The 25,506-nt window shown below is 71.4% G+C and carries 26 protein-coding genes; 5 read left to right on the top strand and 21 right to left on the bottom strand.

What is annotated here, in order from left to right; genetic code table 11:
• Window positions 1-25: 25 nt before the first annotated feature.
• Window positions 26-211, bottom strand: coding sequence for a BldC family transcriptional regulator (locus tag ACLL9L_RS01495; RefSeq protein ID WP_411282868.1), 186 nt, complete (start codon window positions 209-211; stop codon window positions 26-28).
• Between the two features lie 222 nt (window positions 212-433).
• Between ACLL9L_RS01495 and ACLL9L_RS01490 the strand changes: the two genes are divergently transcribed.
• Together ACLL9L_RS01490 and ACLL9L_RS01485 are read left to right on the top strand one after the other, a co-directional pair.
• Window positions 434-1,585, top strand: coding sequence for a Glu/Leu/Phe/Val dehydrogenase dimerization domain-containing protein (locus tag ACLL9L_RS01490; RefSeq protein ID WP_411282867.1), 1,152 nt, complete (start codon window positions 434-436; stop codon window positions 1,583-1,585).
• A gap of 113 nt (window positions 1,586-1,698) precedes the next feature.
• A complete protein-coding gene (locus ACLL9L_RS01485) occupies window positions 1,699-1,920 on the top strand; it encodes a DUF3073 domain-containing protein (RefSeq protein ID WP_411282866.1) in 222 nt (73 codons plus the stop codon).
• A 47-nt stretch (window positions 1,921-1,967) separates the two neighbouring features.
• On the opposite strand, the gene ACLL9L_RS01480 is transcribed toward ACLL9L_RS01485, so the two are convergent.
• From ACLL9L_RS01480 to ACLL9L_RS01445, 8 genes are all read right to left on the bottom strand, one after another.
• Entirely contained in the window at window positions 1,968-2,489 is a 522-nt protein-coding gene (locus ACLL9L_RS01480) for a DUF664 domain-containing protein (protein ID WP_411282865.1), read from the bottom strand.
• Window positions 2,490-2,536: 47 nt separating this feature from the next.
• Entirely contained in the window at window positions 2,537-3,658 is a 1,122-nt protein-coding gene (purM, locus tag ACLL9L_RS01475; RefSeq protein WP_411282864.1) for a phosphoribosylformylglycinamidine cyclo-ligase, read from the bottom strand.
• Between the two features lie 126 nt (window positions 3,659-3,784).
• Entirely contained in the window at window positions 3,785-4,555 is a 771-nt protein-coding gene (locus ACLL9L_RS01470; RefSeq protein ID WP_411282863.1) for a hypothetical protein, read from the bottom strand.
• Window positions 4,556-4,886: 331 nt separating this feature from the next.
• A complete protein-coding gene (gene purF, locus ACLL9L_RS01465) occupies window positions 4,887-6,500 on the bottom strand; it encodes an amidophosphoribosyltransferase (protein WP_411282862.1) in 1,614 nt (537 codons plus the stop codon).
• A gap of 72 nt (window positions 6,501-6,572) precedes the next feature.
• Complete coding sequence (locus ACLL9L_RS01460) at window positions 6,573-6,791, bottom strand: hypothetical protein (RefSeq protein ID WP_411282861.1); 219 nt, start codon at window positions 6,789-6,791, stop codon at window positions 6,573-6,575.
• Between the two features lie 46 nt (window positions 6,792-6,837).
• Window positions 6,838-7,215 (bottom strand): sterol carrier family protein, encoded by a 378-nt coding sequence (locus tag ACLL9L_RS01455; RefSeq protein ID WP_411282860.1) that lies wholly within the window; start codon window positions 7,213-7,215, stop codon window positions 6,838-6,840.
• A gap of 98 nt (window positions 7,216-7,313) precedes the next feature.
• Window positions 7,314-8,189 (bottom strand): LLM class flavin-dependent oxidoreductase, encoded by an 876-nt coding sequence (locus ACLL9L_RS01450; RefSeq protein WP_411282859.1) that lies wholly within the window; start codon window positions 8,187-8,189, stop codon window positions 7,314-7,316.
• Window positions 8,190-8,198: 9 nt separating this feature from the next.
• On the bottom strand, window positions 8,199-8,870 hold the full coding sequence (locus tag ACLL9L_RS01445; RefSeq protein ID WP_411282858.1) for an HAD family hydrolase: 672 nt from the start codon (window positions 8,868-8,870) through the stop codon (window positions 8,199-8,201).
• Window positions 8,871-8,914: 44 nt separating this feature from the next.
• Here ACLL9L_RS01445 and ACLL9L_RS01440 point away from each other — a divergent pair, with 44 nt between their 5' ends.
• Window positions 8,915-9,754 (top strand): spermidine synthase, encoded by an 840-nt coding sequence (locus ACLL9L_RS01440; protein ID WP_411282857.1) that lies wholly within the window; start codon window positions 8,915-8,917, stop codon window positions 9,752-9,754.
• A gap of 31 nt (window positions 9,755-9,785) precedes the next feature.
• On the opposite strand, the gene purL is transcribed toward ACLL9L_RS01440, so the two are convergent.
• Genes purL through purD form a run of 6 tightly spaced genes read right to left on the bottom strand, consistent with a single transcriptional unit; the run spans window position 9,786 to window position 16,004 of the window.
• Window positions 9,786-12,083, bottom strand: coding sequence for a phosphoribosylformylglycinamidine synthase subunit PurL (gene purL, locus ACLL9L_RS01435; protein ID WP_411282856.1), 2,298 nt, complete (start codon window positions 12,081-12,083; stop codon window positions 9,786-9,788).
• Window positions 12,080-12,751 carry a phosphoribosylformylglycinamidine synthase subunit PurQ gene (gene purQ / locus ACLL9L_RS01430; protein ID WP_411282855.1) on the bottom strand — a complete coding sequence of 224 codons (672 nt, stop codon included), beginning with the start codon at window positions 12,749-12,751 and terminating at the stop codon, window positions 12,080-12,082. Before purQ ends, purL begins: the two co-directional genes overlap by 4 nt.
• The gene (gene purS / locus ACLL9L_RS01425) at window positions 12,748-13,029 is read right to left on the bottom strand and encodes a phosphoribosylformylglycinamidine synthase subunit PurS (protein WP_411282854.1); all 282 of its coding nucleotides are present in this window, start codon (window positions 13,027-13,029) and stop codon (window positions 12,748-12,750) included. The genes purQ and purS overlap by 4 nt, the downstream gene beginning before the upstream one ends.
• Before the next feature lie 58 nt (window positions 13,030-13,087).
• Window positions 13,088-13,774 carry a hypothetical protein gene (locus ACLL9L_RS01420; RefSeq protein WP_411282853.1) on the bottom strand — a complete coding sequence of 229 codons (687 nt, stop codon included), beginning with the start codon at window positions 13,772-13,774 and terminating at the stop codon, window positions 13,088-13,090.
• 27 nt (window positions 13,775-13,801) lie between these two features.
• On the bottom strand, window positions 13,802-14,707 hold the full coding sequence (locus ACLL9L_RS01415) for a phosphoribosylaminoimidazolesuccinocarboxamide synthase (RefSeq protein ID WP_411282852.1): 906 nt from the start codon (window positions 14,705-14,707) through the stop codon (window positions 13,802-13,804).
• Window positions 14,700-16,004 (bottom strand): phosphoribosylamine--glycine ligase, encoded by a 1,305-nt coding sequence (purD, locus tag ACLL9L_RS01410; RefSeq protein WP_411282851.1) that lies wholly within the window; start codon window positions 16,002-16,004, stop codon window positions 14,700-14,702. Before purD ends, ACLL9L_RS01415 begins: the two co-directional genes overlap by 8 nt.
• Window positions 16,005-16,233: 229 nt before the next feature.
• Here purD and ACLL9L_RS01405 point away from each other — a divergent pair, with 229 nt between their 5' ends.
• Window positions 16,234-17,235 (top strand): LuxR C-terminal-related transcriptional regulator, encoded by a 1,002-nt coding sequence (locus ACLL9L_RS01405; protein WP_411282887.1) that lies wholly within the window; start codon window positions 16,234-16,236, stop codon window positions 17,233-17,235.
• On the opposite strand, the gene ACLL9L_RS01400 is transcribed toward ACLL9L_RS01405, so the two are convergent.
• A complete protein-coding gene (locus ACLL9L_RS01400) occupies window positions 17,177-17,848 on the bottom strand; it encodes a GNAT family N-acetyltransferase (RefSeq protein ID WP_411282850.1) in 672 nt (223 codons plus the stop codon). The two genes, ACLL9L_RS01405 and ACLL9L_RS01400, sit on opposite strands and share 59 nt — an antisense overlap.
• Window positions 17,849-17,950: 102 nt before the next feature.
• Between ACLL9L_RS01400 and ACLL9L_RS01395 the strand changes: the two genes are divergently transcribed.
• Complete coding sequence (locus tag ACLL9L_RS01395) at window positions 17,951-20,140, top strand: HelD family protein (RefSeq protein WP_411282849.1); 2,190 nt, start codon at window positions 17,951-17,953, stop codon at window positions 20,138-20,140.
• A gap of 86 nt (window positions 20,141-20,226) precedes the next feature.
• Here ACLL9L_RS01395 and ACLL9L_RS01390 read toward each other — a convergent pair whose 3' ends face one another.
• The 5 genes from ACLL9L_RS01390 to fbaA form a co-directional block, all read right to left on the bottom strand.
• Entirely contained in the window at window positions 20,227-21,441 is a 1,215-nt protein-coding gene (locus tag ACLL9L_RS01390) for a glycoside hydrolase family 32 protein (RefSeq protein ID WP_411282848.1), read from the bottom strand.
• A complete protein-coding gene (locus tag ACLL9L_RS01385; RefSeq protein ID WP_411282847.1) occupies window positions 21,438-22,766 on the bottom strand; it encodes an adenylosuccinate synthase in 1,329 nt (442 codons plus the stop codon). The genes ACLL9L_RS01390 and ACLL9L_RS01385 overlap by 4 nt, the downstream gene beginning before the upstream one ends.
• A gap of 58 nt (window positions 22,767-22,824) precedes the next feature.
• Entirely contained in the window at window positions 22,825-23,700 is an 876-nt protein-coding gene (locus ACLL9L_RS01380) for a helix-turn-helix domain-containing protein (protein WP_411282846.1), read from the bottom strand.
• 188 nt (window positions 23,701-23,888) lie between these two features.
• Complete coding sequence (locus ACLL9L_RS01375; RefSeq protein WP_411282845.1) at window positions 23,889-24,314, bottom strand: DUF3151 domain-containing protein; 426 nt, start codon at window positions 24,312-24,314, stop codon at window positions 23,889-23,891.
• Window positions 24,311-25,342, bottom strand: a complete 1,032-nt coding sequence (gene fbaA, locus ACLL9L_RS01370; RefSeq protein WP_411282844.1) for a class II fructose-bisphosphate aldolase — start codon at window positions 25,340-25,342, stop codon at window positions 24,311-24,313. The genes ACLL9L_RS01375 and fbaA overlap by 4 nt, the downstream gene beginning before the upstream one ends.
• Between the last annotated feature and the right edge of the window lie 164 nt (window positions 25,343-25,506).

Raw genomic sequence — 25,506 nt, 5'->3', positions numbered from 1 at the left:
CGAGGACTCGGTCCCTGCCGAGGGCTCAGTGCGTGCCGAGGAGCCGGCTGACTTCGCTCTCGAGGTAGCGACGGTGGCCCCCCAGGGTCCTGATCGCCGTCAGCTTGCCGGCCTTGGCCCACCGGGTGACCGTCTTCGGGTCCACCCGGAACATCGCCGCCACCTCCGCAGGCGTCAGCAGCTTCTCGTGATCGTGCATGTCAACGGACATGGCCATAATTTTCCCCAACTCTCAGATGAACTGGCACCGGTGCCCCCACCGTGCTTTCCCCAAGAGTCAAACTACCCCTAAACGGTCTCGATTGGGCGCATTTGGCCAAGAAAGTTCCTCCTCCAGCCCTTTTTTCGCCGTTTCCGCAGCCAGATCCACCCAACTACGCTAATCGGGGCGCGCAACCGCGACCAGATCGAGCCGAACGATCGGAGACACACCATGCCCGGGTCGACCGAGCGCAATGCCTCGTGGTTCACCCACGAACAGGTGGTCTTCTGTCACGACCGGCCCACCGGGCTCCGGGCGATCATCAGCCTCTACAGCACCGCGCTGGGGCCGGGACTCGGCGGGACGCGGTTCTACCCATACGCGTCGCCGGACGAGGCGCTCGGGGACGCGTTGCGGCTCTCGAGGGCGATGGCCTACAAGAACGCCGTCGCCGGCCTCGACCACGGGGGTGGCAAGGCGGTCATCATCGGTGACCCCCTCACGGACAAGACCCCGGCGCTGCTGCGCGCCTACGGCCGGTTCGTCGAGAGCCTCGGCGGGCGCTATGTCACCGCCTGCGACGTGGGCACCTACGTCGCCGACATGGACGTCGTCTCCGAAACCACGCGTTTCGCCACGGGGCGATCCGAGGCGAGGGGCGGGGCGGGCGACTCGAGCGTGCTCACGGCATACGGGGTCTACGAGGGGATGCGCGCCAGCGCCGGGCACGTGTGGGGCGAGCCGACCCTGCGCGGCCGCACGGTCGGCATCGCTGGCGTGGGCAAGGTGGGCCGGCTGTTGACCCGCCACCTGCTCGACGACGGGGCCTCGGTGGTCGTGACGGACGTCAGGCAGGAGGCGCTGGCGGCCCTCGTGGCCGATCACCCGCAGGTCACGGTGGTGAGCAGCGTCGAGGAGCTGGCGAGTGGGGACGTCGACGTCTATGCACCCTGCGCGCTCGGCGGGGCCCTCGATGCGGCCACCGTGGAGAGGCTGAGGGCCCGGATCGTCTGCGGCGCCGCCAACAACCAGCTGGTGACCGAGGGGCCGGGCGGCACCGCCGAGCGACTGCGGGAGAGGGGAGTCACCTACGCGCCGGACTTCCTCGTCAACGCCGGCGGGGTGATCCAGGTGTCCGACGAGCTGGACGGGTTCGACTTCGAGCGGGCCAGGGGCCGGACCGCAGGGATCTTCGAGGCCACGAAGCGCGTCCTACGGACGGCCGACGAGCGCGGGATCACCTCGGCAGAGGCCGCCAACCAGCTCGCCGAGGAGCGGATGGCCTCGGCGTCGCCGGGCGGGATGTGGTTGCCCGGGCCGTCGCGCGGTCCGGTCGCCGGCGTTGCGGGAGTCGGCTACGCAGAACCTCCGGGCCTGAGGTAGCGTTAGCCCTACGAATACACACGATTCCCGGGCTCGCTCCGCGAATGTCGAAGGACCCTCGGTCCTGCGACCTGAGTGATGCTGACCCGGCAGACGCATGAGGGGGTCACGCCATGGGGCGCGGCCGGGCGAAAGCCAAGCAGACCAAGGTGGCTCGGGAGTTGAAGTACTCGTCTCCCAACACTGACCTGAGCGCGCTTGAGCGAGAACTGCACGGGTCCACGACGACGCGGCGAGAGCCGGAGCGCAGCTCCGACGTCGACAAGGAGGAGTGGGCCCCCGCCGATGGCGGGGAGTACGACGAGTACGGGAAGTGGGCCTCGGGCGAGCGGTGACGCTGGCTCCGCTCGTGAGGGCGCCGCCTCGACGGGGCTGACGTCGGTCATCTGTCGCCGGTAGCCCCGTCGATGCGCTTCCTCATGAGGTCGGCGTGACCGTTGTGTCGCGCATGCTCCTCGACCTTTTGACGAGCACCCAGCGCATCGAGCACGTCGTCTCCGTACCGGGGCGGGACCGCTTGCGCGTCGAGGTCGGCGCGCTCGAGGACGGCATCGGCCGCAGCGTCCTCCTCCTCGAACCGTGCAAGGTCGTCGAACGCGTCCTTTGCGCTCGCGTGCAGCAGGTCCTCCCCCTCCTCGGGGAAGATCTCCTCGAGGTCGCTCCGCCCGCCCCCCACGACCCGGAACCACCACCGCTCGCAGTCGGTGAGGTGGCGGACCGGCCCGAGCAGGCTGAGCCCCGACGGGTCGACGCTCGCCGTCGCCGCCTGCTGGGGGGTGAGGCCGCCGACCTTCCAGCGCAGGGTCTGGCCGTGGAAGTCCAGCCAGCTGCGCAGGAGCGTGAGCTCCGACCCGGCCCGGGTGGTCGGGACGGGTGGGTCCGCCTGGGGCAGCGTGGTCTGCACTGGCCGGACTCGACGCACGGGGTCTGACCCGCGCCGCGCGGGTGACCTCAGGTCGCGGGATGTGCCCCGACGACCTGCACGGCGCCGCCGATGACGCCCTTCGCGCCCCGGACCACCTCGATGCCGGCCGCCGGTGTGGCATCCTGCTCCGCGCTCACCTCGCCCATCACCCACGCCGGTATGCCGCGGGCCTCGGACAGCTCGATGGCCAGTCCCGCCTGAGCGGCCGGCAGGACGGCGACGAACCCGACGCCCATGTTGAGGGTGCGCTCGAGGTCGGATCGGGGGACCCGGCCGAGGGCAGCGATGGTGGAGAACACGGGCGGGGGCGTCCACGTGGCGCGGTCCACCCTCGCCAGCATCCCGATGGGCAGGACCCGGGCCAGGTTGGTGGCGAGCCCGCCGCCGGTGACGTGACTGAGCGCGTGGACGTCGACGCCGTCGGCGGCGATGAGCGCCATGAGGTCCGCGGCATACACCCGGGTCGGCTCGAGGAGCTCCTCGCCGAGGGTGCGACCGAACTCGGGGACGTCGCGCTCGAGCCGCCAGCCTGCGGAGGCGATGACCCTGCGCACCAGGGAGTACCCGTTGGAGTGCAGGCCGCTCGAGGCGAGGCCGATGACGACGTCGCCGCTCACCACACGGTGGGGGCCCAGGATGTCGGCGTGCTCGACCACACCGGTGGCGGCACCCGCGACGTCGTACTCGTCAGCCTCCAGCAGGCCGGGGTGCTCGGCCGTCTCACCGCCGATGAGCGCGACGCCCGCCTGCTCGCACGCAGCAGCGATGCCCGACACGATGGCGGCGACCCGCTCAGGCACGACCTTGCCGGTGGCGATGTAGTCCGTCATGAAGAGCGGCTCGGCGCCGCACACGACGATGTCGTCGACCACCATGCCGACGAGGTCGAAGCCGATCGTGTCGTGCCGGTCGAGGGCCTGGGCGATGGCGACCTTGGTGCCGACGCCGTCGGTCGACGTGGCGAGGACGGGCCGGGTCATCCGGGCGAGGGCGCTCGCGTCGAACATGCCGGCGAAGCCCCCGAGCCCGCCAAGGACCTCGGGTCGCTGGGCGCGCCGCACGGCGGCCTTCATCAGCTCGACCGCCTTGTCGCCCGCCTCGACGTCGACGCCTGCGTCGGCATAGGTGATGGGCGCCTCGTTCGTCACGTGTCTCAGCCTATCGGCGCCCCTCCCCTCCCCCCGATCCCCCCGATGCCCCCGAGTTCTGGGTGGAGGTATATCCGAGCGCTAGACGGCTCGGATATACCTCCACCCAAACTCAATCGGGGGGGCTCACGCGCTGCGGCGTCCGGCCAGCACCCGATGCGCCTCATCGACCTGGTCCATGAATCGTTGAGCCTCGATCCGCAGTCCGATGAGGTCGATGCGCAGGACGACATCGCTCGTCAGGGCCACGGAGTTCTGCCGCAGGTTGTCCTCGGTCACGGCCAGCCCCTGCCGATGCTGCGCTCCGTCGATCTCGACGACGAGCCCGAGCCCGTCCCACCGGACGTCGAGGTAGATCCGTCCGTTGGGCCCCGAGCACACCGCCTGTCGCGTCGGCTCCGGCAGCCCGCGCGCTCGACACATCGACGCGAAGTCGAGCTCACCGAGGGACTGGGCTCCGTCGAGCAGGTCGTCGACGACGCGGTGGATGAAAGCCCGACGGCGTCGCCCGTGGACCACATGCAGCTGCGTCCTCAACATGTCGGCCGAGACGATCCGCTGCTGGACGACGACGCACAGGAAGAGCGCTGCCTGTCGATCGGAGACCGCCCAGTATGCGGACCGCAGGGCGGCGATCGCCGGGCGAACCCGAGGAACTCCTGCGTCAATGACCTGCTTCGGGTCCCAGGACCTGACCTGGTGCACGCGAACACCCACCACGGGAAGGGGCCGGCTGGCATGCCGGAGGGAGACGTGGATCTGGTCCGCATCCAGGTTCTTGACCCCAGCCGCCCTCAGCGCAGTGACCCCGTCCAAGGCGGCAATGTTCGGCCCGAGCTCGTAGATCGCACGCCACCACTGCGCCCGTTCGGACAGCTCGCCCGTGTGCGTGCTCACGGTCTGTCGGCCGTGCCGCCGCCACCGGCCGCGGTCGACCTGGGCTCGGATGCCGAAACGATCCATTCCCAACGCCTTGAGCTCGTCTCGGCTGATCACGCCATCTCGGTCCTTGGCATCAGCCTCGGCACGAGCGACCGTTTCGGCAGATCGGCGACGCGGGCTCATCTGCACAACGATGCCCGACCCTGACCGGCCGGGACCGAACCACGTCACGTCCTGTGGACAACCACCCCCTGGGTGGAGGTATATCCGAGCGCTAGACGTCTCGGATATACCTCCACACACGAGGTGGGGGGAGGTGGGGGTGGCGGGGAGGTGATCTGGCTACTCAGGGATGCAGGAGGGCGTTCTCGGCGCCGCCAGCGACCCCCATCGGGACGCCGTCGGCATCGCTGCGCCTGCCGTCATGTCCACCGTGCCCGTCCTGCGACTCCAGGTCGATGCTCGAGTCGTGACCGGTCCGGACCGAGATCGGCAGGGTCTCGAGAATGTGCTTGCCGATCCGGCCGTCCTCGGGGAGCTCGATCGGGTAGGTCCCCGTAAAGCAGGCCGTGCACAGCTCGCTCGGCGGCTGCTCGGTCGAGGCGAGCATGCCCTCCTCGGAGATGTAGCCGAGCGAGTCGGCCCCGATGGAGGCCCGGATCTCCTCCACCCCGAGACCGGTGGCGATCAGCTCGGCGCGCGTGGCGAAGTCGATGCCGTAGAAGCACGGCCACTGTACCGGCGGGCTCGAGATCCTGACGTGGATCTCGAGAGCCCCCGCCTCGCGGAGCATCCGGACCTGGGCCCGCTGGGTGTTGCCGCGCACGATCGAGTCGTCCACCACGACCAGCTTCTTGCCCCGGATGGTGTGCTCGAGGGGGTTCAGCTTGAGCCGGATCCCGAGCTGGCGCAGGGTCTGCGACGGCTGGATGAAGGTGCGGCCGACATAGGCGTTCTTGACGAATCCCTGCCCGAAGGGGATCCCCGACTCCTGGGAGTAGCCCACCGCGGCGGGGACACCCGACTCGGGTACGCCGATGACGAGGTCGGCCTCGACCGGGTGCTCCCGCGCCAGCCGCGCGCCCATCGCGACGCGCGCCTCGTGGACCACCCGGCCCCGGATCACCGCGTCCGGGCGGGCGAGGTAGACGTACTCGAACACGCACCCCTTCGGCGTCGGCTCCGCGAACCGGTGCGTGCGCAGGCCGTTCTCGTCGATGACGACCAGCTCACCCGGCTCGACCTCGCGCACGACGCTCGCGCCGATCGTCTGCAGGGCCGCGGTCTCGGACGCCACGACCCACCCGCGTTCGAGCTTCCCCAGCGCGAGGGGGCGCACCCCGTGAGGGTCCCGCGCGGCATACAAGGTGTTCTCGTCCATGAAGACGAAACAGAAGGCGCCCTTGAGCAGCGGGAGGATCTCCAGTGCGCTCGCCTCGAGGCTGCGGTCCTGGTCCGCGGCGAGAAGCGTGGTCACCAGGGCCGTGTCGGAGGTGTTGCCCCGGCCGAGCTCGCCCCGCCTGCCCGCCGCGACGCCGAGGCGCTCGGTGACGAGGTCGCGCAGCTCGACCGTGTTGATGAGGTTGCCGTTGTGGGCCAGGGCCACGCTCGAGTCGCCCAGCCCCCCGAGCGTCGGCTGGGCGTTCTCCCACGTCGAACCACCGGTGGTGGAGTAGCGGGTGTGGCCGATGGCGATGTGGCCGCGCAGCGAGCTCAGGGCGGCCTCGTCGAAGACCTGGCTGACGAGGCCCATGTCCTTGTAGACGAGGATCTTCTCACCGTCACCAGTGGCGATGCCGGCCGACTCCTGGCCGCGGTGCTGCAGTGCGTAGAGCCCGAAGTACGTCAGCTTGGCGACATCCTCGCCCGGAGCCCACACTCCGAAGACACCGCAGGCGTCCTGCGGGCCCTTCTCGTCGGGGTTGAGATCGTGCGAGAGTCTGCCGTCGCCGCGTGCCACGGGGCCAGTCTCCCACAGGCACGACGCCCGGCACCGGCCCACCCCCGCCGGCGCAGGCCCCTCAGTGACTCCTCATTGACGGCGGTCGACGAGCACGCCCACGAAGCCTGCGACCAGGGCACCGAGCGCGGCACCCATCACGCCGAGGTAACCCAGCTGGGAGCCCCCCCCGTAGGACGGCGCCGGGTCGCCGATCACGGAGACGATGAACCCTGCGAGGAAGCCCAGGAGCGCCCCGGTGATGATGAAGCGCTTGAAGTTCGGGCTGCGCCGCCGCTCTCTGGTAGTCACGACCTCAGGATATGCGATGGGGTGAGGGCCTCTCGCAGGAGCCCGCTCAGACCCCGGAGAGGGGCAGCTGTGCGGAGAGGTCGGCACGCTGTCCCGAGGCCCGCACCGCCCCCGAGTCGAGCGCCCGCGACCAGGGGAGGACGCCGGTCGCCAGCGAGAGCCAGGTGCCCGCGTCGGTCTCGAGGACGTTCGGCGGGGTGCCGCGTTTGTGTGTCGGTCCCTCGATGCACTGCACTGCCGCGAACGGCGGCACGCGCACCTCCACGGATCGACCCGGGTGACGCACGGCCAGCTCCTCGAGGGTGTAGCGCACCGCTGTCGCCACCGTCGCACGCGGCGTCGAGGACACGTCCCAGTCGGCCTCCCGACACGTCGCCAGCGCCGCCCGTCCTTCGATGGGATCGATCCGGCGACGAGGGGGCACCCGCTCATCGTGTCACTGACGGCGCAAGGGTATGCCGGGACGGCACGGGCGCCGCAGCGAGGACAAGGCTCGTCCCTGACGCCGGGCCCGGCCAGGCCTCACGTCCTGAGTCGGGGGATCACCTCTGTCGCCACGGATTCCAGGGTGGCGAGGCAACCCTGGTAGGGCGACTCCGGTCGCGGCCAGTGGGTGATGACATCGGTGAACCCCAAGTCCCCTGCGCGCCCGACCATGTCCTCGAATCGGTCGACGCTCTCCAGGGCATACCACCCGCCGCCGTCCAGGTTGAGGTGCCGCTCGAAGACCGCGGCGTCGCGCCCCTCCGCGGCGAGGGCATGATCGAGGTGGATCGTGAGGTCGCGCAACGTCACCCACCATTCCTCCTCGGTGTCGCGTCTGCTGCCGTAGGTCACCCACCCTTGCCCGAGTCGCGCGGCGAGGCGCAGCGAGCGCGGACCGTTGGCGGCCATGACGAACGGGATCCGCGGCTGCTGGACAGGCCCGGGAAGCGTGCGCGCATCGACGGCGCGGAACCACCTGCCGTCGGCGTCGACGTGGTCACGGGTCAGGAGGGCATCGAGCAGCTCGGCAAACTCGTGGAAGCGGTCGACCCGCTGCCTCACCGTGAGGTCCGGGCCGCCGAGCAACCGGGCGTCGAGGTCGCCGCCCGTCCCGAGACCGAGCGTGAACCGGCCCCCGCAGATGTCGTCCAGGGCGAGCAGGTCACGCATCAGGGTGACGGGATGGCGGTAGTTCGGCGAGGTGACGAAGGTGCCGAGCCGGATCGTCGACGTCACCATCGCCGCAGCCGTCAGGGTCGGCGTGGTCCCGAACCACGGCGAGTCGGGCAGGCCCGCCCAGACGAGGTGGTCGTAGGTCCAGCCGTGGTCGAAACCGAGCTCCTCCGCCGCCCGCCACCTCGGGGCAGCTTCGGTCCACCGCGTCTCGGGCAGGATGGTGAGGCCGAATCTCATGGACTGAGCCTAGGTGCGCGGCGCCGGCGCGGTCAGCCGGTCGACCGCGTGGACGAGCTCCGCCATGTCGATGATGACCGCGTCGGCGGCCTCGAGCTGCGTCCTGGGCGTCACTCCGCCGGCGAACCCGACGACCCGCATCCCGGCCGCCCGCGCCGCCGCAACGCCGTACTGGCTGTCCTCGACGACGACACAGTCGGCTCGGTCGAACCCCATCGTCCTGGCGGCAAGGAGGAAGAGGTCCGGTGCCGGCTTGCCCCGCCGGACGTCGGACGCGCTGAAGATGTCCTCGGCAAAGAGCCCCCGCAGCCCCGTCCTGCTCAGGTTGCGGCGGATCTTCTCGTGACCGCCGCTTGAGCCGACACACACGGCATACCCCTGTGCGACGATGCTGCTCACGGCCGCATACACGCCGGGGACGGCTTCGAGCCCCTCGTCGAACGCGCGCCGGTACTCCGCCGCCCAGTGCTCCTCCCACCCGGGCGGCAGGGGCCGGCCGAGGTGGTCCGCGATCTCGCGCAGGACATCGGGCTCGGACCGTCCGAGAAAGCGGCGGATGACCTCGCCGCGGGTGATCGTCCACCCCAGGGCGGCCAGCGCCCGGACGTCGATGTCGACGGCCAGGCGCTCTGAGTCGACGAGGACGCCGTCGCAGTCGAAGATGACGAGATGGGCCGGCACGTGGCGACCCTAACCGACGCCCGCGCCCGCTCTAGGCTGGTGTGGTGTCGGCCAGGGAGCGGGACCGCGAGGCGGCGGGGGCGGAGCGCTTCGCCCTTGTTGCCGACGACCGGGGCGGCGTCACGGTCATGCTCGACGGCTCGCCCCAGTCCCACGTGCAGCACGACGACCCGCAGCTGCTGGCCTTCGAATACGTGCAGCACTTCGCTCACGTCATCGACATCCTTCCCGCTGGTCTCCTCGCGGTGACCCACGTCGGCGGGGCCGGCCTCACCCTCGCGAGATACGTCAACCACGTCCGCCCCGGGTCACCGCAGATCGTCCTCGAGCCCGACGCGGCCCTGACCGAGCTCGTGCGCCGTGAGCTCCCGCTCCCCCGCCGGCACCGGATCCGCGTCCGCCCGATCGACGGGCTCGCCGGGGTCGGCCAGCTCGCCGACAGGAGCGCCGACGTGGTCGTCATCGACGCGTATGCCGGGGGCCGGGTCCCCGCCGAGCTGACCACCACCGCATACCTGACAGACGTCGCGAGGGTGCTTCGACCAGATGGCGTCGTCCTGCTCAACCTCAGCGACGAGCCCGGACTGCGCTACGTGGCACGGGTGCTCGCCTCACTTGTGCAGACCACGCGCTTCCGGGACACCGCGCTCGTCGCGACCCACGAGGTGCTCAAGGGCAAGCGGTTCGGCAACGCCGTGCTGGTGGCCGGCCGGGGCGGGCTCGACGTCGAGGCGCTGCGCCGCGAGGTGACGCGGTCCGCCTTCCCGACCGGAGTGCAGTCGGGGGCGACCCTGAACCGGATGGCCGCCGGGGCCCGACCCTTCGCCGACGACGGCGCCTCCTCGCCGGAGCCGCCCCGCCTCCGGTCGTGGCGACGCACCTGAGGCACAGTCATGGGGGGACGCAGGACGACGGTCAGTGACCGAAGACCGACGGCATCAGCTCGGTGTGGGTCCGGCGCAGGGTCTCGAGGTCGATCGCGAACTCACCGCCGACCACCAGCCCGTCGACGCTGTCGTCGACCTCCCCGAGACGCCAGAGCGGCGCCGCCTCACCGACGAGGGCGAGGAAGGCGGCCTCGGAGCCAGGTGTGACGGACACGATGGCACGGCCCGCCGACTCGGAGAACAGGGCCGTGAAGGCACCAACGCCCAGCTCTGCCAACGACACCCGCGCCCCGACGCCGTGCCGCAGCACCGACTCGGCCAGCGCCTGCGCGAGACCTCCCTGCGAGAGGTCGTGGGCCGCGTCCAGCAGGCCCGACTCAGCAGCCCGGACGAGCACCGAACCAAGCCGCTGCTCGTGGGCGAGGTCGACGGCCGGGGGGCGTCCGCCGAGGTGCCCGTGCACGACGTGCGCCCACTCGGAGCCGTCGAGCTCGTCCCGGGTCGCCCCCAGCAGGAAGATCGGCGCGGCGTCGGTCCGGAACCCCGACGGCGTCCGTTTCGAGACGTCCGCCATGACACCCAGCACCCCGATGACGGGCGTCGGGTGGATCGCGACGTCCCCGGTCTGGTTGTAAAACGACACGTTGCCGCCGGTCACGGGGATCCCGAGCTGCTTGCAGCCCTCGGCGATCCCCCGGATCGCCTCGCGGAACTGCCACATGACGCCCGGGTCCTCGGGGGAGCCGAAGTTGAGACAGTCCGTGACGGCCAGCGGCGAGGCGCCGGCCGTCGACACGTTGCGGTAGGCCTCGGCCAGCGCGTGCTGCGCCCCGACGTAGGGGTCGAGCTTGGCGAACCGGCCGTTGCAGTCGGTCGAGATCGCGACCCCGCGCCCGGTCTCGTCGTCGACCCGCACCACCCCCGCGTCGTCGGGCATCGCCAGGGCCGTGTTGCCGAGCACATAGCGGTCGTACTGCTGCGTCACCCACGACATGTCGCACAGGTTCGGGCTGCCGAGCATCGTCAACAGCGTCGCCCGCAGCTCAGCCCCGGTCCGCGGCCGGGCCAGGTCGCTCGAGTCGTCCTCGACGAGCACATCGAGGTATGCCGGTCGCGCCAGCGGGCGGTCATAGACCGGCCCGTCGTGGGCCACCGACCGCGGCGGGACGTCGACGATGACCTCACCGCGCCACGTGATGACCAGCCGGTCGCCCTCGGTCACCTCGCCGATGACGCTCGCCTCCACGTCCCAGCGCTGCGTGATGGCCAGGAACTTCTCGAGGTGAGCGGGCTCGACGACGGCCATCATCCGTTCCTGCGATTCTGACATGAGGATCTCCTCGACCCGCAAGGAGGCGTCACGCAGCGGCACCGAGCTCAGCTCGACCCGCATGCCGCCGTCACCGTTGGAGGCGAGCTCGCTTGTGGCGCAGGAGAGTCCGGCGCCGCCCAGGTCCTGGATCCCGGAGACGACCTTCGCGGCATACAGGTCGAGGCAGCACTCGATGAGGACCTTCTCGGCGAAGGGGTCGCCGACCTGGACGGCTGGACGCTTCGTCGGTCCACCCTCGGAGAACGTCTCCGACGCCAGCACCGACACCCCGCCGATGCCGTCGCCGCCGGTCCTGGCGCCGAAGAGGACGACCTTGTTGCCGACCCCCCTGGCCGACGCGAGGTGGATGTCCTCGATGCGCATCGCCCCGACACAGAGGGCGTTGACGAGCGGGTTCCCTTGGTAGCAGTCGTCGAAGACGACCTCACCGCCGATGTTGGGCAGGCCGAGGCAGTTGCCGTAGCCGCCGATGCCCGCGACGATCCCGGGCAGCACGCGCTGGGTGTCGGGGTGGTGGATGTTGCCGAACCGCAACGGGTCCATCACGGCGATCGGGCGGGCGCCCATCGACATGATGTCGCGCACGATGCCCCCGACGCCGGTCGCCGCGCCCTGGTAGGGCTCCACGTAGGACGGGTGGTTGTGGCTCTCGACCTTGAAGGTCACCGCCCAGCCGTCACCGATGTCGACGACGCCGGCGTTCTCACCGATGCCGACGAGCAGCTTCTCGCGCATCTTCTCCGTGGTGTTCTCGCCCCAGAGCGCGAAGTGGACCTTTGACGACTTGTAGGAGCAGTGCTCCGACCACATGACGGAGTACATCGCCAACTCCGCCGACGTCGGTCGGCGGCCGAGGATCTCGCGGATCGAGGCGTACTCGTCCTCCTTGAGGCCGAGCTCGCTCCAGGGCTGGGTGACGTCAGGCGTCGCCCCTGCCGCGTCGACCGTGTCGACACCAGAGGCGTGTGCCGGCGAGCTGGGGATCGTGCTCACGCGGACACCACCTTGCTGAGGACGGAGGTGAAGAAGCGCAGACCGTCGGTCGACGGACCGTAACCCGTCTCCACGGCGTGCTCGGGATGCGGCATGAGACCGACGATGTTGCCTCGCTCGTTGCTGATGCCGGCAATGCCGCGGTAGGAGCCGTTGGGGTTGCGACCGGCGTAGCGCACGACGACCCTTCCGTCCCCCTCGAGCGCATCGAGGGTCGCCTCGTCGGCGACGAAGCCACCTTCGCCGTTCTTGAGCGGAATGGTGATCTCGACTCCCGCGACGAAGTCCGACGTCCACGCCGTCGACGCGTTCTCGACCCGGAGCAGCTGGTCGACGCAGGTGAACCTGCGGTCGTCGTTGCGCACCAAGGCGCCGGGGAGCAGGTGTGCCTCGCAGAGCACCTGGAAGCCGTTGCAGATGCCGAGCACCGGCAGCCCGCCCTGAGCCGCGGGGACGAGGGCGTCCATGACCGGCGCGAAACGGGCGATCGCGCCACAGCGCAGATAGTCGCCGTAGGAGAACCCACCGGGCAGGATCACCGCGTCGACGCCCTTGAGGTCCCGGTCTCCGTGCCAGAGGGACACCGCCTCGGCGTCGACGGCCCGGACCGCACGGGCCGCGTCACGGTCGTCCAGCGAGCCGGGGAAGGTGACGACCCCAATCCTCACGAGTCGTCCCGCGCCGCAGCCGGGCCGGCCTCGACAGAGACACGCACGGCGACGACGTCCTCGATGACGGGATTGCTCAGCAGCCTGTCCGCCGCCTCCCGGGCGCGGGCCAGGTGCTCGTCGGTGACGTCGCCGTCCACGGTGAGCACGAACCGCTTGCCCTGGCGGACATCGGTGAACCCGTCGAAACCGAGCCGCGGGAGGGCGCCGGCGACGGCCTGCCCCTGCGGGTCGAGGATCTCGGGCTTGAGCATGACGTCGACGACGATGCTTCCCATTGCAGGGGGCTCCTCGGGAGAGAGTGCGGCGCGGTGCCCCCAAGGTTATCGGCTCGGGTCAGCGGCCCTGCAACGCGTCCAGCGCCACGGCCATCGCCGCGGCGACCCGCCAGTCCAGGCGCCACCCGCCGACGTTGGGGACCTCGACGTCGTAGACGTCCCGGACGGCAGGCTTGCGGGTGCTGCTGAGGACGACCGACCCGTCGGGGCCGCGGAAGTCGAAGTGGAAGAGCCATGGGACCCAGACCTCGCCGACCACGGGGATGAGGTCCCAGACCCGGCGCATGATCGCGATGGTCCGGTTGCGCTCGGTGCCCGTGCCCTGGAAGCCGTCCGGGGTGCCGAGGTGCCACGTCGAGCTGATGAGGGACTTCCCGAAGTCCTTCTTGAACCACCCGATCGGCTGGCCCGCGGCGTCGGTGACGTCGTAGACCGCGTTGAGGTCCATGATCTTGCGCGCTGTGAAACCGAAGACCGGCTGCGTCCTGGACGCGTCGGAGAAGAAGGTCACCTGCTCCTTGAAGGCCATCCGCTTCTGCTCGGCGAAGGCGATGAGGCCGGTCTCGTTGCCGGCGGAGTCGACGTCGTGGATCTCGTAGCGGTTGACCATGAGGGTGACCCGCTGACGCAGCTTGAAACGCGCCAGCCCGGGCACGCCCGGGTCGTGCTGGCTGTCCCCACCACTCCCCGCGGCCGCGCCGTCCTGCGGTCCCGGCCCGGGGTTCATGTCGCTCATGTCGCTCATGCGCGTCAGCCTCCCACGCGCGAGCCGTCAGCCGAAACGGCGACCGGTGAGCCGCTCGTAGGCCTCGACGTACTTCGCCCGGGTCCGCTCGACGACCTCGTCGGGCAGGGTCGGGGGCGCCTCGCCCGAGCGCCGGTCCCACCCGCTGGCCGGCGAGGTCAGCCAGTCGCGCACGAACTGCTTGTCGTAGGAGTCCTGCTGGCGCCCCGGCTCCCACCGCTCGGCCGGCCAGAACCGCGACGAGTCCGGCGTGAGCACCTCGTCGGCGAGGACGACGCCCGGCTCGCCGCTGCCGGTACCGGCTGCCGGGTCGAGACCGAACTCGACCTTCGTGTCGGCGATGAGGATGCCCCGCCGGGCGGCGATCTCGTTGCCCCGCGCGAGGATCCGACGGGTCAGGTCGTCGACGCGCGAGCGCAGCCCGGCGCCGATGAGGGCGTCGACCTCGTGGACCCTCATCGGCAGGTCGTGCTCCCCCAGGGAGGCCTTGGTGGTCGGGGTGAAGATCGGCTCCGGCAGCCGCGACCCGTCGACGAGCCCCTCCGGCAGGGGCACCCCGCAGACGGAGCCCACCCGGGCATACTCCTCCAGCCCTCCCCCGGTGAGGTAGGCCCGGGCGATGCACTCGACGGGGACCATCTCGAGCCGCCGGACGAGGACCGCCCGGCCGGCCACGGCGGCGGGCACGTCGGTCGAGATGACGTGGTTGGGGACGAGGTCCTCGAGCTGCTCGAACCACCACAGCGACAGCTGGGTGAGCACCACGCCCTTGTCGGGGATCGAGGTGTCGAGGACGACGTCGTAGGCGGAGATCCGGTCCGACGCGACGAGGAGCAGCTGGTCGCCTCGAGCCACCCCCGCGTCGTCCAGCGGCGCGTAGAGGTCGCGGACCTTGCCGGAGTAGACGGGGTGGTAGCCGGGCAGGTCAGCCATGCCCGGTGCCTCCGGGGTGGACCTCGCCACGGTCGGCGGCCCGGGCGATGTCGGTGCGGTGGTGGGAGCCCTCGAGGCCGATCAGGTCGACGGCCCGGTATGCCGTGGCCCGCGCCGCCGCGAGGGACTCACCCGTCGCGACGACCCCGACGACGCGGCCGCCGGCCGAGACGAGCCGGCCCGCCTCGTCGCGCCGCGTTCCTGCGTGCAGGACCCACGCCCCCTCGACCTGCGCCGCCGCGTCGAGACCGGTGACCGGGTCGCCCGTGCGCGGGGCGGCAGGATAGCCCTGCGCCGCGACGACGACGGTGACCGCGTGCTCCGGGCTGACACGCAGCGGACCGTAGTCGTCGAGCCGGCCCGTGGCGGCCGCGTGGAGGAGCCCGCCGAAGGGGGACCGGAGCCGGGCGATCGACACCTGACCGTCGGGATCACCGAACCGGCAGTTGAACTCGATGACCCGAGGGCCCCGGGGGGTGAGCGCGAGCCCGACGTAGAGGACCCCGACGTACGGCGTCCCGCGGCGGCGCATCTCGTCGATCGTGGGCTGTGCCACCCGCGCGACGACGTCGGCGGCGAGACCGGCCGGTGCCCAGTCGAGCGGTGAGTAGGCGCCCATGCCACCAGTGTTGGGGCCGGTGTCGCCGTCACCGACGCGCTTGAAGTCCTGGGCCGGCGGGAGGGCGAGCACGGTGACGCCGTCGGTGACGCAGAAGACCGAGACCTCCGGGCCGTCGAGGAACTCCTCGACGACGACCGTGCCACCGTCCCGCTCGAGGCAGGTGCGGGCGTGCTCGAGCGCGACCGCGCGGTCGGCGGTGACGACGACGCCCTTCCCGGCAGCGAGCCCGTCCTCCTTGACGACGTGCGGCGCCCCCAGGGCGTCGAGCGCTTCCTCGACCTCCAGGGCGGTGGTGCAGACGTGGGCCATGGCCGTGGGGACCTCCGCCTCGGCCATGACCTCCTTGGCGAAGGCCTTGCTCCCCTCGAGGCGAGCCGCCGCGGCAGAGGGGCCGAACACGGCATACCCCGCCTCACGCAGGGCGTCAGCCACCCCCGCGACCAGCGGCGCCTCTGGGCCGACCACGACGAGGTCCACCTCGTGCAGACGGGCGAGCGCCACGACGGCGGCCCCGTCCGTGAGATCAGCGCCGTCCGGGAGGGGCACGCACCGCGCGAGCGTCTCGATGCCCGGGTTGCCCGGGCAGGCGATCACTGCCGAGACGCCGTCATCGGCGAGCAGGGTCCGCACGAGGGCATGCTCGCGCGCACCGGAACCAAGGACGAGGACGAGCACGTCGGCCAGCCTAGGGGGTGTACCGGGACGACGAACGCGGCGCTCCCGGGAGGCAGGGGGGACATTCACCCGGGAGCACCGCGCGTCGGTGTGTCGGTCTTGACCGACATCCCCAACGATGACAAATCCTCGCCCGGGAGTAAAGCCCTGTCATGTCGGAGTAGGGTCAGTGTCGGCAATCCGCCACGGTTTCGGCCCATGCCGCTGCCCCGAGGAGTCGCTGGTGTCCATGTTGCCCGAGAACCTCCTCAGCGCCCTCTCCGGCACCCTCGTGGACGGCCGGATCCAGAGCGCCGCGACCCGGGTCTACCTCGCCCTGCTCCGGATGGAACGGCCCAGCCGCGAGCTGCTGATCGCCCAGGGCATCCCGGCCGCCACGCTCGACCCCGTCCTCACGATCCTCAACGACCAGCGGCTGATCGAGCTCGGCCCGTCGGGTGGCATCGAGGTCCCTCCCCCGCTGACCTCCATCCCCCACCACGCCCTCGACCTCGAGCGGCGGGCCAGGCAGGTGCGGGCCGCGGCCCACGAGCTGACGCAGGTCTACTACAACGCCCGCACGCGGGAGGGCAGCCCGGACGCGGGTGTCACGGTCCTGCGCGACCTCGCCGAGGTCGGTGCGCAGAGCAACCTCATCGTCGCCGCGGCCAGCACGAGCATCGTCTCGATCCGCTCGATGAGCGAGCGCACCCGTGACCTCCTGAGGTCGCCGCTGGAGTCGCACCGCGAGCCGAGCATCGGCGCCGAGGGTCAGACCCTGACGATGCGCACCGTCTGGGACACCCAGGTTCTCGATCTGCCGGGGGCCATCGACGTGCTCGGGGCCAGGGTCGAGGGTGGCGAACAGCAACGCTTCCTCGCCCGGGTGCCGGTCACCGTCGTCGTGGCGGACTCGACGGCCTGCCTCCTCGAGTGGTCGTCGACCGACGGCGGGCCGCAGGGCATCCTGCTGCGCACCAGGGGGGTCGTCACCTCGGCGCTGGCGCTCGTGGACCGGATCTGGGAGCTCGCGGCGCCGATGACCAGGGGCACGCGCCCCACCGACCTCGACCCGCGGGACGCGACGATCCTGCGCCTCATGGCCGCAGGGGTCCCCGACGCCTCGATCGCCCGTCAGTCCGGCGTCTCCCAGCGCACCGTCGAGCGGCGGATCAGGTCGCTGATGGACCGGCTCAGTGCGGAGACCCGGTTCCAGGCAGGCGTGCAGGCCGTGCACCGGGGGTGGCTCTGAGACGTGCCTCGAGGCCGGCCCGCACCCCCGGCCACTCGTCCCGCAGGATGCTGTAGACCACCGTGTCGCGCCAGGACCCGTCGGCCCGGCGCACCAGCCGTCGCAGCACGCCCTCGCGCACGGCCCCGAGCCGCAGGATCGCCGCCTGCGACCGCTCGTTGACGACGTCGGTCTGGATCCTCACCCGCCCGAACCCGCAGTCCTCGAAGACGTGCGACAGCAGGAGCAGCTTGGCCTCGGGGTTGACGGCCGTCCCCCACCACCGCGAGCCGTAGGTCGTCCACCCCAGGTGCACCTGCTGGTTCACGACGTCGACGTCCCCGAGCGAGGAGGTGCCCACGACCGCGCCCGCACGCCCGAGGTCGCCGTCCGCGACCAACCGCAGCGTGTATGCCGTGCGGCCGGGTCGCGCGGCCCGGTAGGCCGCCACGAGACGCTCCGCCTGGGCCGGCTCGGTGAACGGCTCCAGCATCCGGAAGCCCTGCGCGTAGACGGCGGGGTCGGCGAAGACCGCGAACAGACCGGGGGCGTCGTGAACCGACATCGGGTCGAGCCGGACGACCCTGCCGACCAGGGGCTCGCCGGTGGGGGGACGGGTGGCGGGCACGGACACCCCGTCAGACTAGACTTCCTCGTTCCTTGTGGAGTGACCACCAGCGACGACCAGGCGGAGCTTGTGACCGGTTCGGACAGCACGAAGGCGACAGCAGCACAGGTGACCGACGAGATCGCCGTCGAGCAGGCCCACGTAGACCTCGTCTACAAGGAGCTGGCCAAGGCGGGGGTGCGAGCGGACCTCGTCGAGGCCGACGGACTGGCGCGCGGCCGGACGGACCGGACCGGCGAGGCCCGCGACGAGGAGCTGACCGGTCTCTTCGAGCGCGACGCCCTCGTCTTCCACGCCGCCCGCCGACGGGGCGTCCTGGAGAGCCAGTACGAGGGCCTGGTCTTCGGCCGGCTCGACATCGACCACGACCTGCCCGAGGGCGGCACCGAGCGCGAGCGACGCTACGTGGGTCGGCTGGGCATCCGTGACGACGACTACGAGCCGCTCGTCATCGACTGGCGGGCGCCGGCGGCCTCGCCCTTCTACCGGGCGACCCCCGTCGAGCCGCTGGGCGTGCTCCGCCGCCGGGTGCTGCGGTGCAAGGGCTCCGACGTCGTCGGCATCGAGGACGACCTCATGGTCGCCGATGCCCCCGACGACCTCGTCGTCGTCGGGGACGGCGCCCTCCTCGCAGCCCTGACCCGCAGTCGGGGCACCCGGATGCGGGACATCGTCGCGACGATCCAGCGCCACCAGGACGAGGCGATCCGTGCCCCCGCCCGCGGCATCACCGAGATCACCGGCGGTCCCGGCACCGGCAAGACCGTCGTGGCCCTCCACCGTGCTGCCTACCTGCTCTACTCCGACCGCCGCCGCTACGAGTCCGGCGGCATCCTCGTCGTCGGGCCGTCCGCGGCATACACCTCCTACATCGAGCGGGTCCTGCCGTCGCTCGGCGAGGACACCGTGACGCTGCGCTCGCTCGGGGACGTCGTCGACGCGGTCAGCACCGAGCGGCTGGACGACCCCGAGGCGGCGGCGGTCAAGGGGTCCCTCGCGATCCGCCAGGTGCTCGCCCGGGCGGCTCGCGACGGCGTGCCCGACGGTCCGACCGAGCTGCGGGTCTTCGTGGCCGGGCGGGCGCTGCGGCTGACCCGGCCCGTCCTCGAACAGGTCCGCACCAGGGCGCTGCGACAGCACCAGCGCAACCTCGCCCACGGCGCGCTCGTGCAGCTGCTGGCGGACGCCGCCTTCAAGGAGAGCGGTCACCCGGACCGGGCGGAGTTCGTCGACCGGTTCGTCGACCACCGTGACGTCGAGAAGTTCATGGCCGCCTGGTGGCCGCAGGTCGACCCCCGCGAGGTGCTGCTCTGGCTCGCCGACGCTGAGCGGCTGCAGCGCTACGCGACGGGCGTGCTCGACCAACGCGCCACGGCCGTCCTGCGCCAGTCCATCCAGCAGGCCCTCGACACGGGCACCTGGTCGGTGGCGGACGTCGCCCTGATCGACGACCTGGCCGGACGCCTCGGCGCGGTGCAGGACCAGCCCCGGGAGGAGCGGGGCTTCTACGAGGTCGAGGAGCTCGACAACCTCAGTGACTACGGGGTGACCGAGGTCCAGCCGGTCGCGCGCCCGGACCCGGTCGAGCGCGGCTACACCGTGACCCCGGCCACCGCGATGGAGCGGCTGCTCACGGGTCGCGTCCGGCAGGTCGGCGTGGGCCCTTCGGCGCGCGCGTCCGGGGAGTATGCCCACGTCCTGGTCGACGAGGCCCAGGACCTGTCGCCGATGCAGTGGCGGATGCTGGGCCGTCGGGGCCGCCACGCCTCGTGGACCGTCGTCGGTGACGCCGCCCAGAGCTCGTGGCCGGACGCCGCGGAGTCGAAGGTCGCCCGGGAGGAGGCCTTCGGGACCCAGCAGCGCCGGCTCTTCCACATGGACACGAACTACCGCAACGCCCGCGAGATCTTCGACTACGCCGCCGACCTGATCCGGGTCAACGTCCCCGACGCCGACATCCCCCGGGCCGTGCGCGAGACGGGGGTCGACCCGGTGGAGACGGCGATCGGGGCGGACGTGCGGGCGGCCGTCGTCGCCGCGCTCGAGCCGCTGCTCGAGGACGTCGAGGGGCCGGTGGCCGTCATCACGCCGAAGGCCCACGCAGCCGCCCTGGCCGGGCTGGCGGACGACCCCAGCGGACGGGTGCAGGTCATCGACCCGATGTCGACCAAGGGTCTTGAGTATGACGCGACGGTCATCGTCGACCCCACCGCGATCATCGAGGAGTCCCCCGGTGGGGTGCGCGTCCTCTATGTGGCGATGACCCGTGCGGCCCACCGGATGACGGTCCTGCGCTGAGCGCCGTCACGAAGCATGCGTCCGGCAGCGCGGTCGCCAGGGCCACCACCGTGGCGGACGCAAGCGGTCGGGCTCGTCGCTCAGCGTCAGGCCGTGACGACCTGCCGGACCGTGACCCGACCACCGGGGGCGATCACCCAGGGTGAGGTCATCGGGTGCCGCAGCGTGACCGGCACCCCGTCAGCGGGGTAGACCTCGACGACGTCGCCGTCGAGCCAGGCCTCGGCGCCTGCCGGGAGCATGACCGGTCCCTGCGACCCGACGAGAGTGGCCCCGCCGTCGTCGACGCTGAGGTGCGCGCAGGCGGGGACGGCTCCATCGCTGGGCACGACCGGCCCGATCAGGCGCCGAGTGCGCGGATCCGCTGTCGAGACAAGGCGATCGTCGATCAGGGACAGCCGGCGGGGCAGGGTCAGACAGCCGGCGACCGCGTCGTTCGGGGCGTCGTCAGGCACACCGGCCTCCATGACCCACCCCAGCAGCCACGGTTCGTCCGGGTCGAGCGCCACCTGCGGTGCGTAGAACGCGCGACCCTCGTCGACACGACCCCCATCGCGCAGCGTCAGCTGCGGCCGCCCCTGGGCGTCGACCCCCATCGACCCCACGGCCGCGACCGTCCCCTCGAGCCGGTTGTCCCGCCACAACGACACGAGCAGCACCCACGACCCGTCGACCTCGACGAGCTGCGGGCACTCCCACATCTCGGCCGGGGCGAGCCCCTGGAGCACGGGGTCGGTGCCCGAGAGCCAGACCCGCTCGAAGCGCCAGGACTCGAGGTCGTCGCACGACCACAGCAGCAGCACGGGGGTGCCGTCCGCGAGACCGCCGCCGAGCATGGCCCAGCGGCGGCCCAGCGCGTCGAACAGGACGGGATCCCGCATCTCGCGCAGTCCCACCTCCGCCGGGACGTCCTCCTGGAGGGCGACGACGAGGGGAGGTGACCAGCGCTCGAGTCCGACGTCCGCGGCATACCGCAGGCACACGGTGCTGTCGAGAGCCGTGGTGGCAATCCCGGTGTAGACGGCCGCGACCCGGTCGCCGTCGACGACACAGACTCCGCTCCAGCAGCCTCCGACGTCCGGACCGTCGGGCGTCGGCCCGAAGGCCACCGGGTGCTCGGTCCACGAGACGAGGTCGGGGCTGGAGACGTGGCCCCAGTGGATGTCGGTATGCCGTGCCGCCGCCGGGTTGTGCTGGAAGAAGACGTGCCACCGGCCGTCGTGGTGGATCATCCCGTTCGGGTCGTTGAGCCACCCGCGGGACGGGCGGATGTGGAAGGCGGCCGGACCGGGCGTCGTCACGCGGGGGCGGGCGTGGTCGAGGATCGGGCGGGGCGCATGTCGTGCCGCTCGATGATCGCGTCGCGCTGCGGGCCGACGCCGATCGCCGAGACCCGGGCGCCGATGAGCTCCTCGAGCCGCAGGACATATCTCTGGGCGTTGGCCGGAAGCTGCGTGAAGGTGCGGCACCCGGAGATGTCCTCCCACCACCCGGGCAGCTCCTCGTAGATGGGCCTGGCGTGGTGGACGTCACTCTGCCCGATCGGCATCTCGTCGTGGCGCACGCCGTCGACGTCGTAGGCGACGCACACGGGCACCGTGTCGAGCCCGGTGAGGATGTCGAGCTTGGTCACGACGACGTCGGTGACCCCGTTGATCCGGGTGGCGTAGCGCCCGACGACGGTGTCGACCCAACCGCACCGACGCGGCCGACCGGTCGTCGTGCCGTACTCCGCGCCCGTCTTGCGCAGGAACTCACCCATCTCGTCGAGCAGCTCGGTGGGGAAGGGCCCCTCGCCGACCCGCGTCGAGTAGGCCTTGAGGACGGCGATGACGCTGTCGATCCGGGTCGGGGGGATCCCGGAGCCGGTGCACGCGCCCCCGGCGGTCGCGTTGGACGACGTGACGAAGGGGTAGGTCCCGAAGTCGACGTCGAGCAGCGTCGCCTGGCCGGCCTCCAGCAGCACCGTCTCGCCCCGGTCCAGGGCCTCCTTGAGCAGCAGCGACGTGTCGCACACCATCGGCCGCAGCCGCTCGACGTAGGACAGCAGCTCGCCGACGACCTCGTCGACCTCGACGGCGCGTCGGTTGTAGATCTTCGCGAGCACCTGGTTCTTGAAGGACAGGGCCGCCTCGACCTTCTGGCGCAGGATGTTCTCGTCGAAGAGGTCCTGGATGCGGATGCCCGTGCGCGACATCTTGTCGGCGTAGGTCGGCCCGATGCCGCGGCCCGTCGTCCCGATCCTGCGCGAACCGAGGAAGCGCTCGTTGATCTTGTCGAGCACCCGGTTGTAGGGGGTGATCACGTGGGCGCTGGCGCTGACGACAAGCTTGGACGTGTCGACGCCGCGGGCCTCGAGGCCGTCGATCTCCTCGAAGAGGACGGCGAGGTCGATGACGACGCCGTTGCCGATGACCGGCGTGCAGGTGGGGGTCAGGATGCCCGACGGCAGCAGGTGGAGGGCGTACTTCTGCGCCAGCTCACCCTCGCCGACGACGATCGTGTGGCCGGCGTTGTTGCCGCCGTTGAACTTCACGACGTAGTCCAGGCTGCTGCCGAGCAGGTCGGTCGCCTTGCCCTTGCCCTCGTCGCCCCACTGGGCTCCGACCAGCACGATCGCGGGCATCTGTGCCACCTCCAGCTGCGTTGCCTCCACGCACCGAAGGCCCCGGCGCTGCGTCAGGTTATCGGCTGCGGCTGCCCGGCCCCAACTGCCCGGGGTATGCCGTGGGGCCGGCGCTCGGGAGGCGCCCCAACCGGACCGCCTCGGCCCCGAGCTGGAAGCGTGTTCGCGCGCCGAGGTGCTCCATGAGCCGGGCAACGCGACGACGGACGGTGCGCAGGCTCCAGCCGAGGTAGCGGGCGATGGCCTCGTCCTTGAGCCCGCGCGCGAGCAGCTCGAGCAGCGGCCCGTCGTCGTCCCCGGCGGACGCCGCACGAGCCGACGGGAAGGGGTAGCTCGCCTCCCACGCGAGGTCGAAGAGGGTGCTGAAGGCGGCGATGAGCATGGGGTCACGGAGGACGACGTAGTCGGAGTCGGGCGCACCCCAGGTCTCCACCGAGACCACGGCCGCGTCTCCGTAGACGGCGAACTCACTGCCCACCGACGGGCTGACCCGTTGCACCTCCCCGGCCGCAGCCCAGGCGTTGATCTCGTCCAGCGCCCGGGGGTCGTCGAGGACCGACGCGTCGTAGATCCCCCGTTGTTCGCGTCCGGCGCTGATGACCTGCTTGCCGAAAGCCACCATGTCGTCGTCGAGCGCCGCACCGACACCCGGCGAGATGACACAGTTGCGGACTGGACCGGAAGTCGTCGCGAGGAGGTCCTGGATGAGGCGGGGTGCCACCTCCACCGTGAGCCGGGCCATCTCGGGCGAGCCGCCGAGGCTCAGGCGCTGCAGCCGTGCGAGGGCGTTGCGAGCCTCGGCGAGGTCGGTCCGGTGCTCGCTGTTGCGCTCCTCCTGGCCCCGGATCACCCTGGCCAGCGTCGTCCGGGGGTCCTCGTCGACCAGATCCGGACGGTGCCGGGGGCGGCGCGGTGGGAACGGATCGGGCGACACCCGTGGCATCTTATGGCCATTGGCAGGAAATGCCCCACCTCGAACCGACCAGGAGTGATTTCATGTTCCTGCGGCTCGGGGCACCCATCGGGGGATGGTGTCCCGGGCCGCAACGGCTGGGCAGGACCGTCGGGGAACGGGGGGAAAGCGGTTCCGTTCCCCGGACGGCACCGCCGGGGCCCCGCCCCTCAGACCTGCAACACGTCGGCCGCCTCGCGGGAGGACTCACGCAGGAAGGCGGCACAGCGCGCTTCCTCGTCGCGCTCGCCGATGGCTCGGGCGGCCCGGGTCAGTGCCGCCAGCGCCCGCAGGAAGCCGCGGTTCGGCTGGTGCGACCACGGCACCGGCCCCTGACCGCGCCAGCCGGCCTTGCGCAGCGCGTCGAGTCCGCGGTGGTAGCCGGTGCGTGCGTAGGCATAGGCCTCCACCGGACGGTCGCCGTCGAGGGCGGCCTCAGCGAGCAGTGCCCAGGCCAACGACGAGGTGGGGTGCGTGGAGGCGGCCCGGGTCAGCACCGCCGCCGCGAGGGCGCCGTCCTCCGAGCCAGCCAGCTCGGCAGCCGCGGGATCAGGCGCAAGGAGCGTCTGCGGCATACCCAACAGGTTGTCGGTCATCCCTGCGCCTTCCCGGAGGAGCGCAGGTTCTCGCAGGCCTGGACGACGCGGGCCGCCATGCCGGCCTCAGCCTCCTTGCCCCATGCGCGCGGGTCGTAGAGCTTCTTGTTGCCCACCTCGCCGTCGACCTTGAGGACCCCGGCGTAGTTGCTGAGCATGTAGCCGGCGATGGGACGGGTGAAGGCGTACTGCGTGTCGGTGTCGACGTTCATCTTCACGACGCCGTAGTCGACCGCCGCCGAGATCTCCTCGGGCAGCGAGCCCGACCCGCCGTGGAAGACGAGGTCGAGGGGGCGGGCGCCAGCCTGCAGGCCCTTGGCCGTCGCGATGGCCTCCTGGGCCGCCTTGAGGATCTCGGGGCGCAGCTTGACGTTGCCCGGCTTGTAGACGCCGTGGACGTTGCCGAAGGTCAGCGCCGTGAGGTAGCGGCCGTTCTCACCGAGACCGAGGGCCTCGACGAGCGCGAGCGCGTCAGCGGGGGTCGTGTAGAGCTTCTCGTCCACAGCGCCCTCGACGCCGTCCTCCTCACCGCCGACGACCCCGACCTCGATCTCGAGGATGACGAGCGCGGCCTTGGCGAGGGCGAGCAGCTCCTGGGCGACCTCGAGGTTCTCCGCGAGCGGCACGGCCGAGCCGTCCCACATGTGCGACTGGAACCAGGGCAGGCCGCCGCCCTCGACCCGCTCGGCCGAGGCGGCCAGGAGCGGGCGGACGAAGCCGTCGAGCTTGTCCTTGGGGCAGTGGTCGGTGTGCAGCGCGACGTTGACCGGGTAGTTCCCGGCCACCTCCTGCGCGTAGGCCGCGAAGGCGAGCGAGCCGGAGACCATGTTCTTGACGCCCGGACCGGAGAGGTAGTCTGCGCCGCCGGTCGACACCTGGACGATCCCGTCGCTGCCCGCGTCGGCAAATCCCCTGAGTGCGGCGTTGAGGGTCTGCGAGGACGAGACGTTGATCGCGGGATAGGCGAACGAGCCCGCTTTCGCGCGGTCGAGCATGTCGGCGTAGACCTCGGGAGTGGCGATGGGCATGGGTGGTCTCCTTCGAGACGGGGCCGGTTGTCACCCGCATCCTTCCACGGACAGGCAGGCCTGACACCGGGCCGTCTCCCCCGGTAGCGGTGGCGGGTTCGGGTGTCCTGAAGGGGAACGATGACCGGACTCCCGACCACCTGCGGGCCAGAGCCGAGCCCCGC

This window comes from Lapillicoccus sp., assembly GCF_046595215.1.
GTDB lineage: Bacteria > Actinomycetota > Actinomycetes > Actinomycetales > Dermatophilaceae > Lapillicoccus.
Note: the sequence above shows the minus strand (reverse complement) of the source record. Positions and strands in the feature narration are given on the sequence as shown.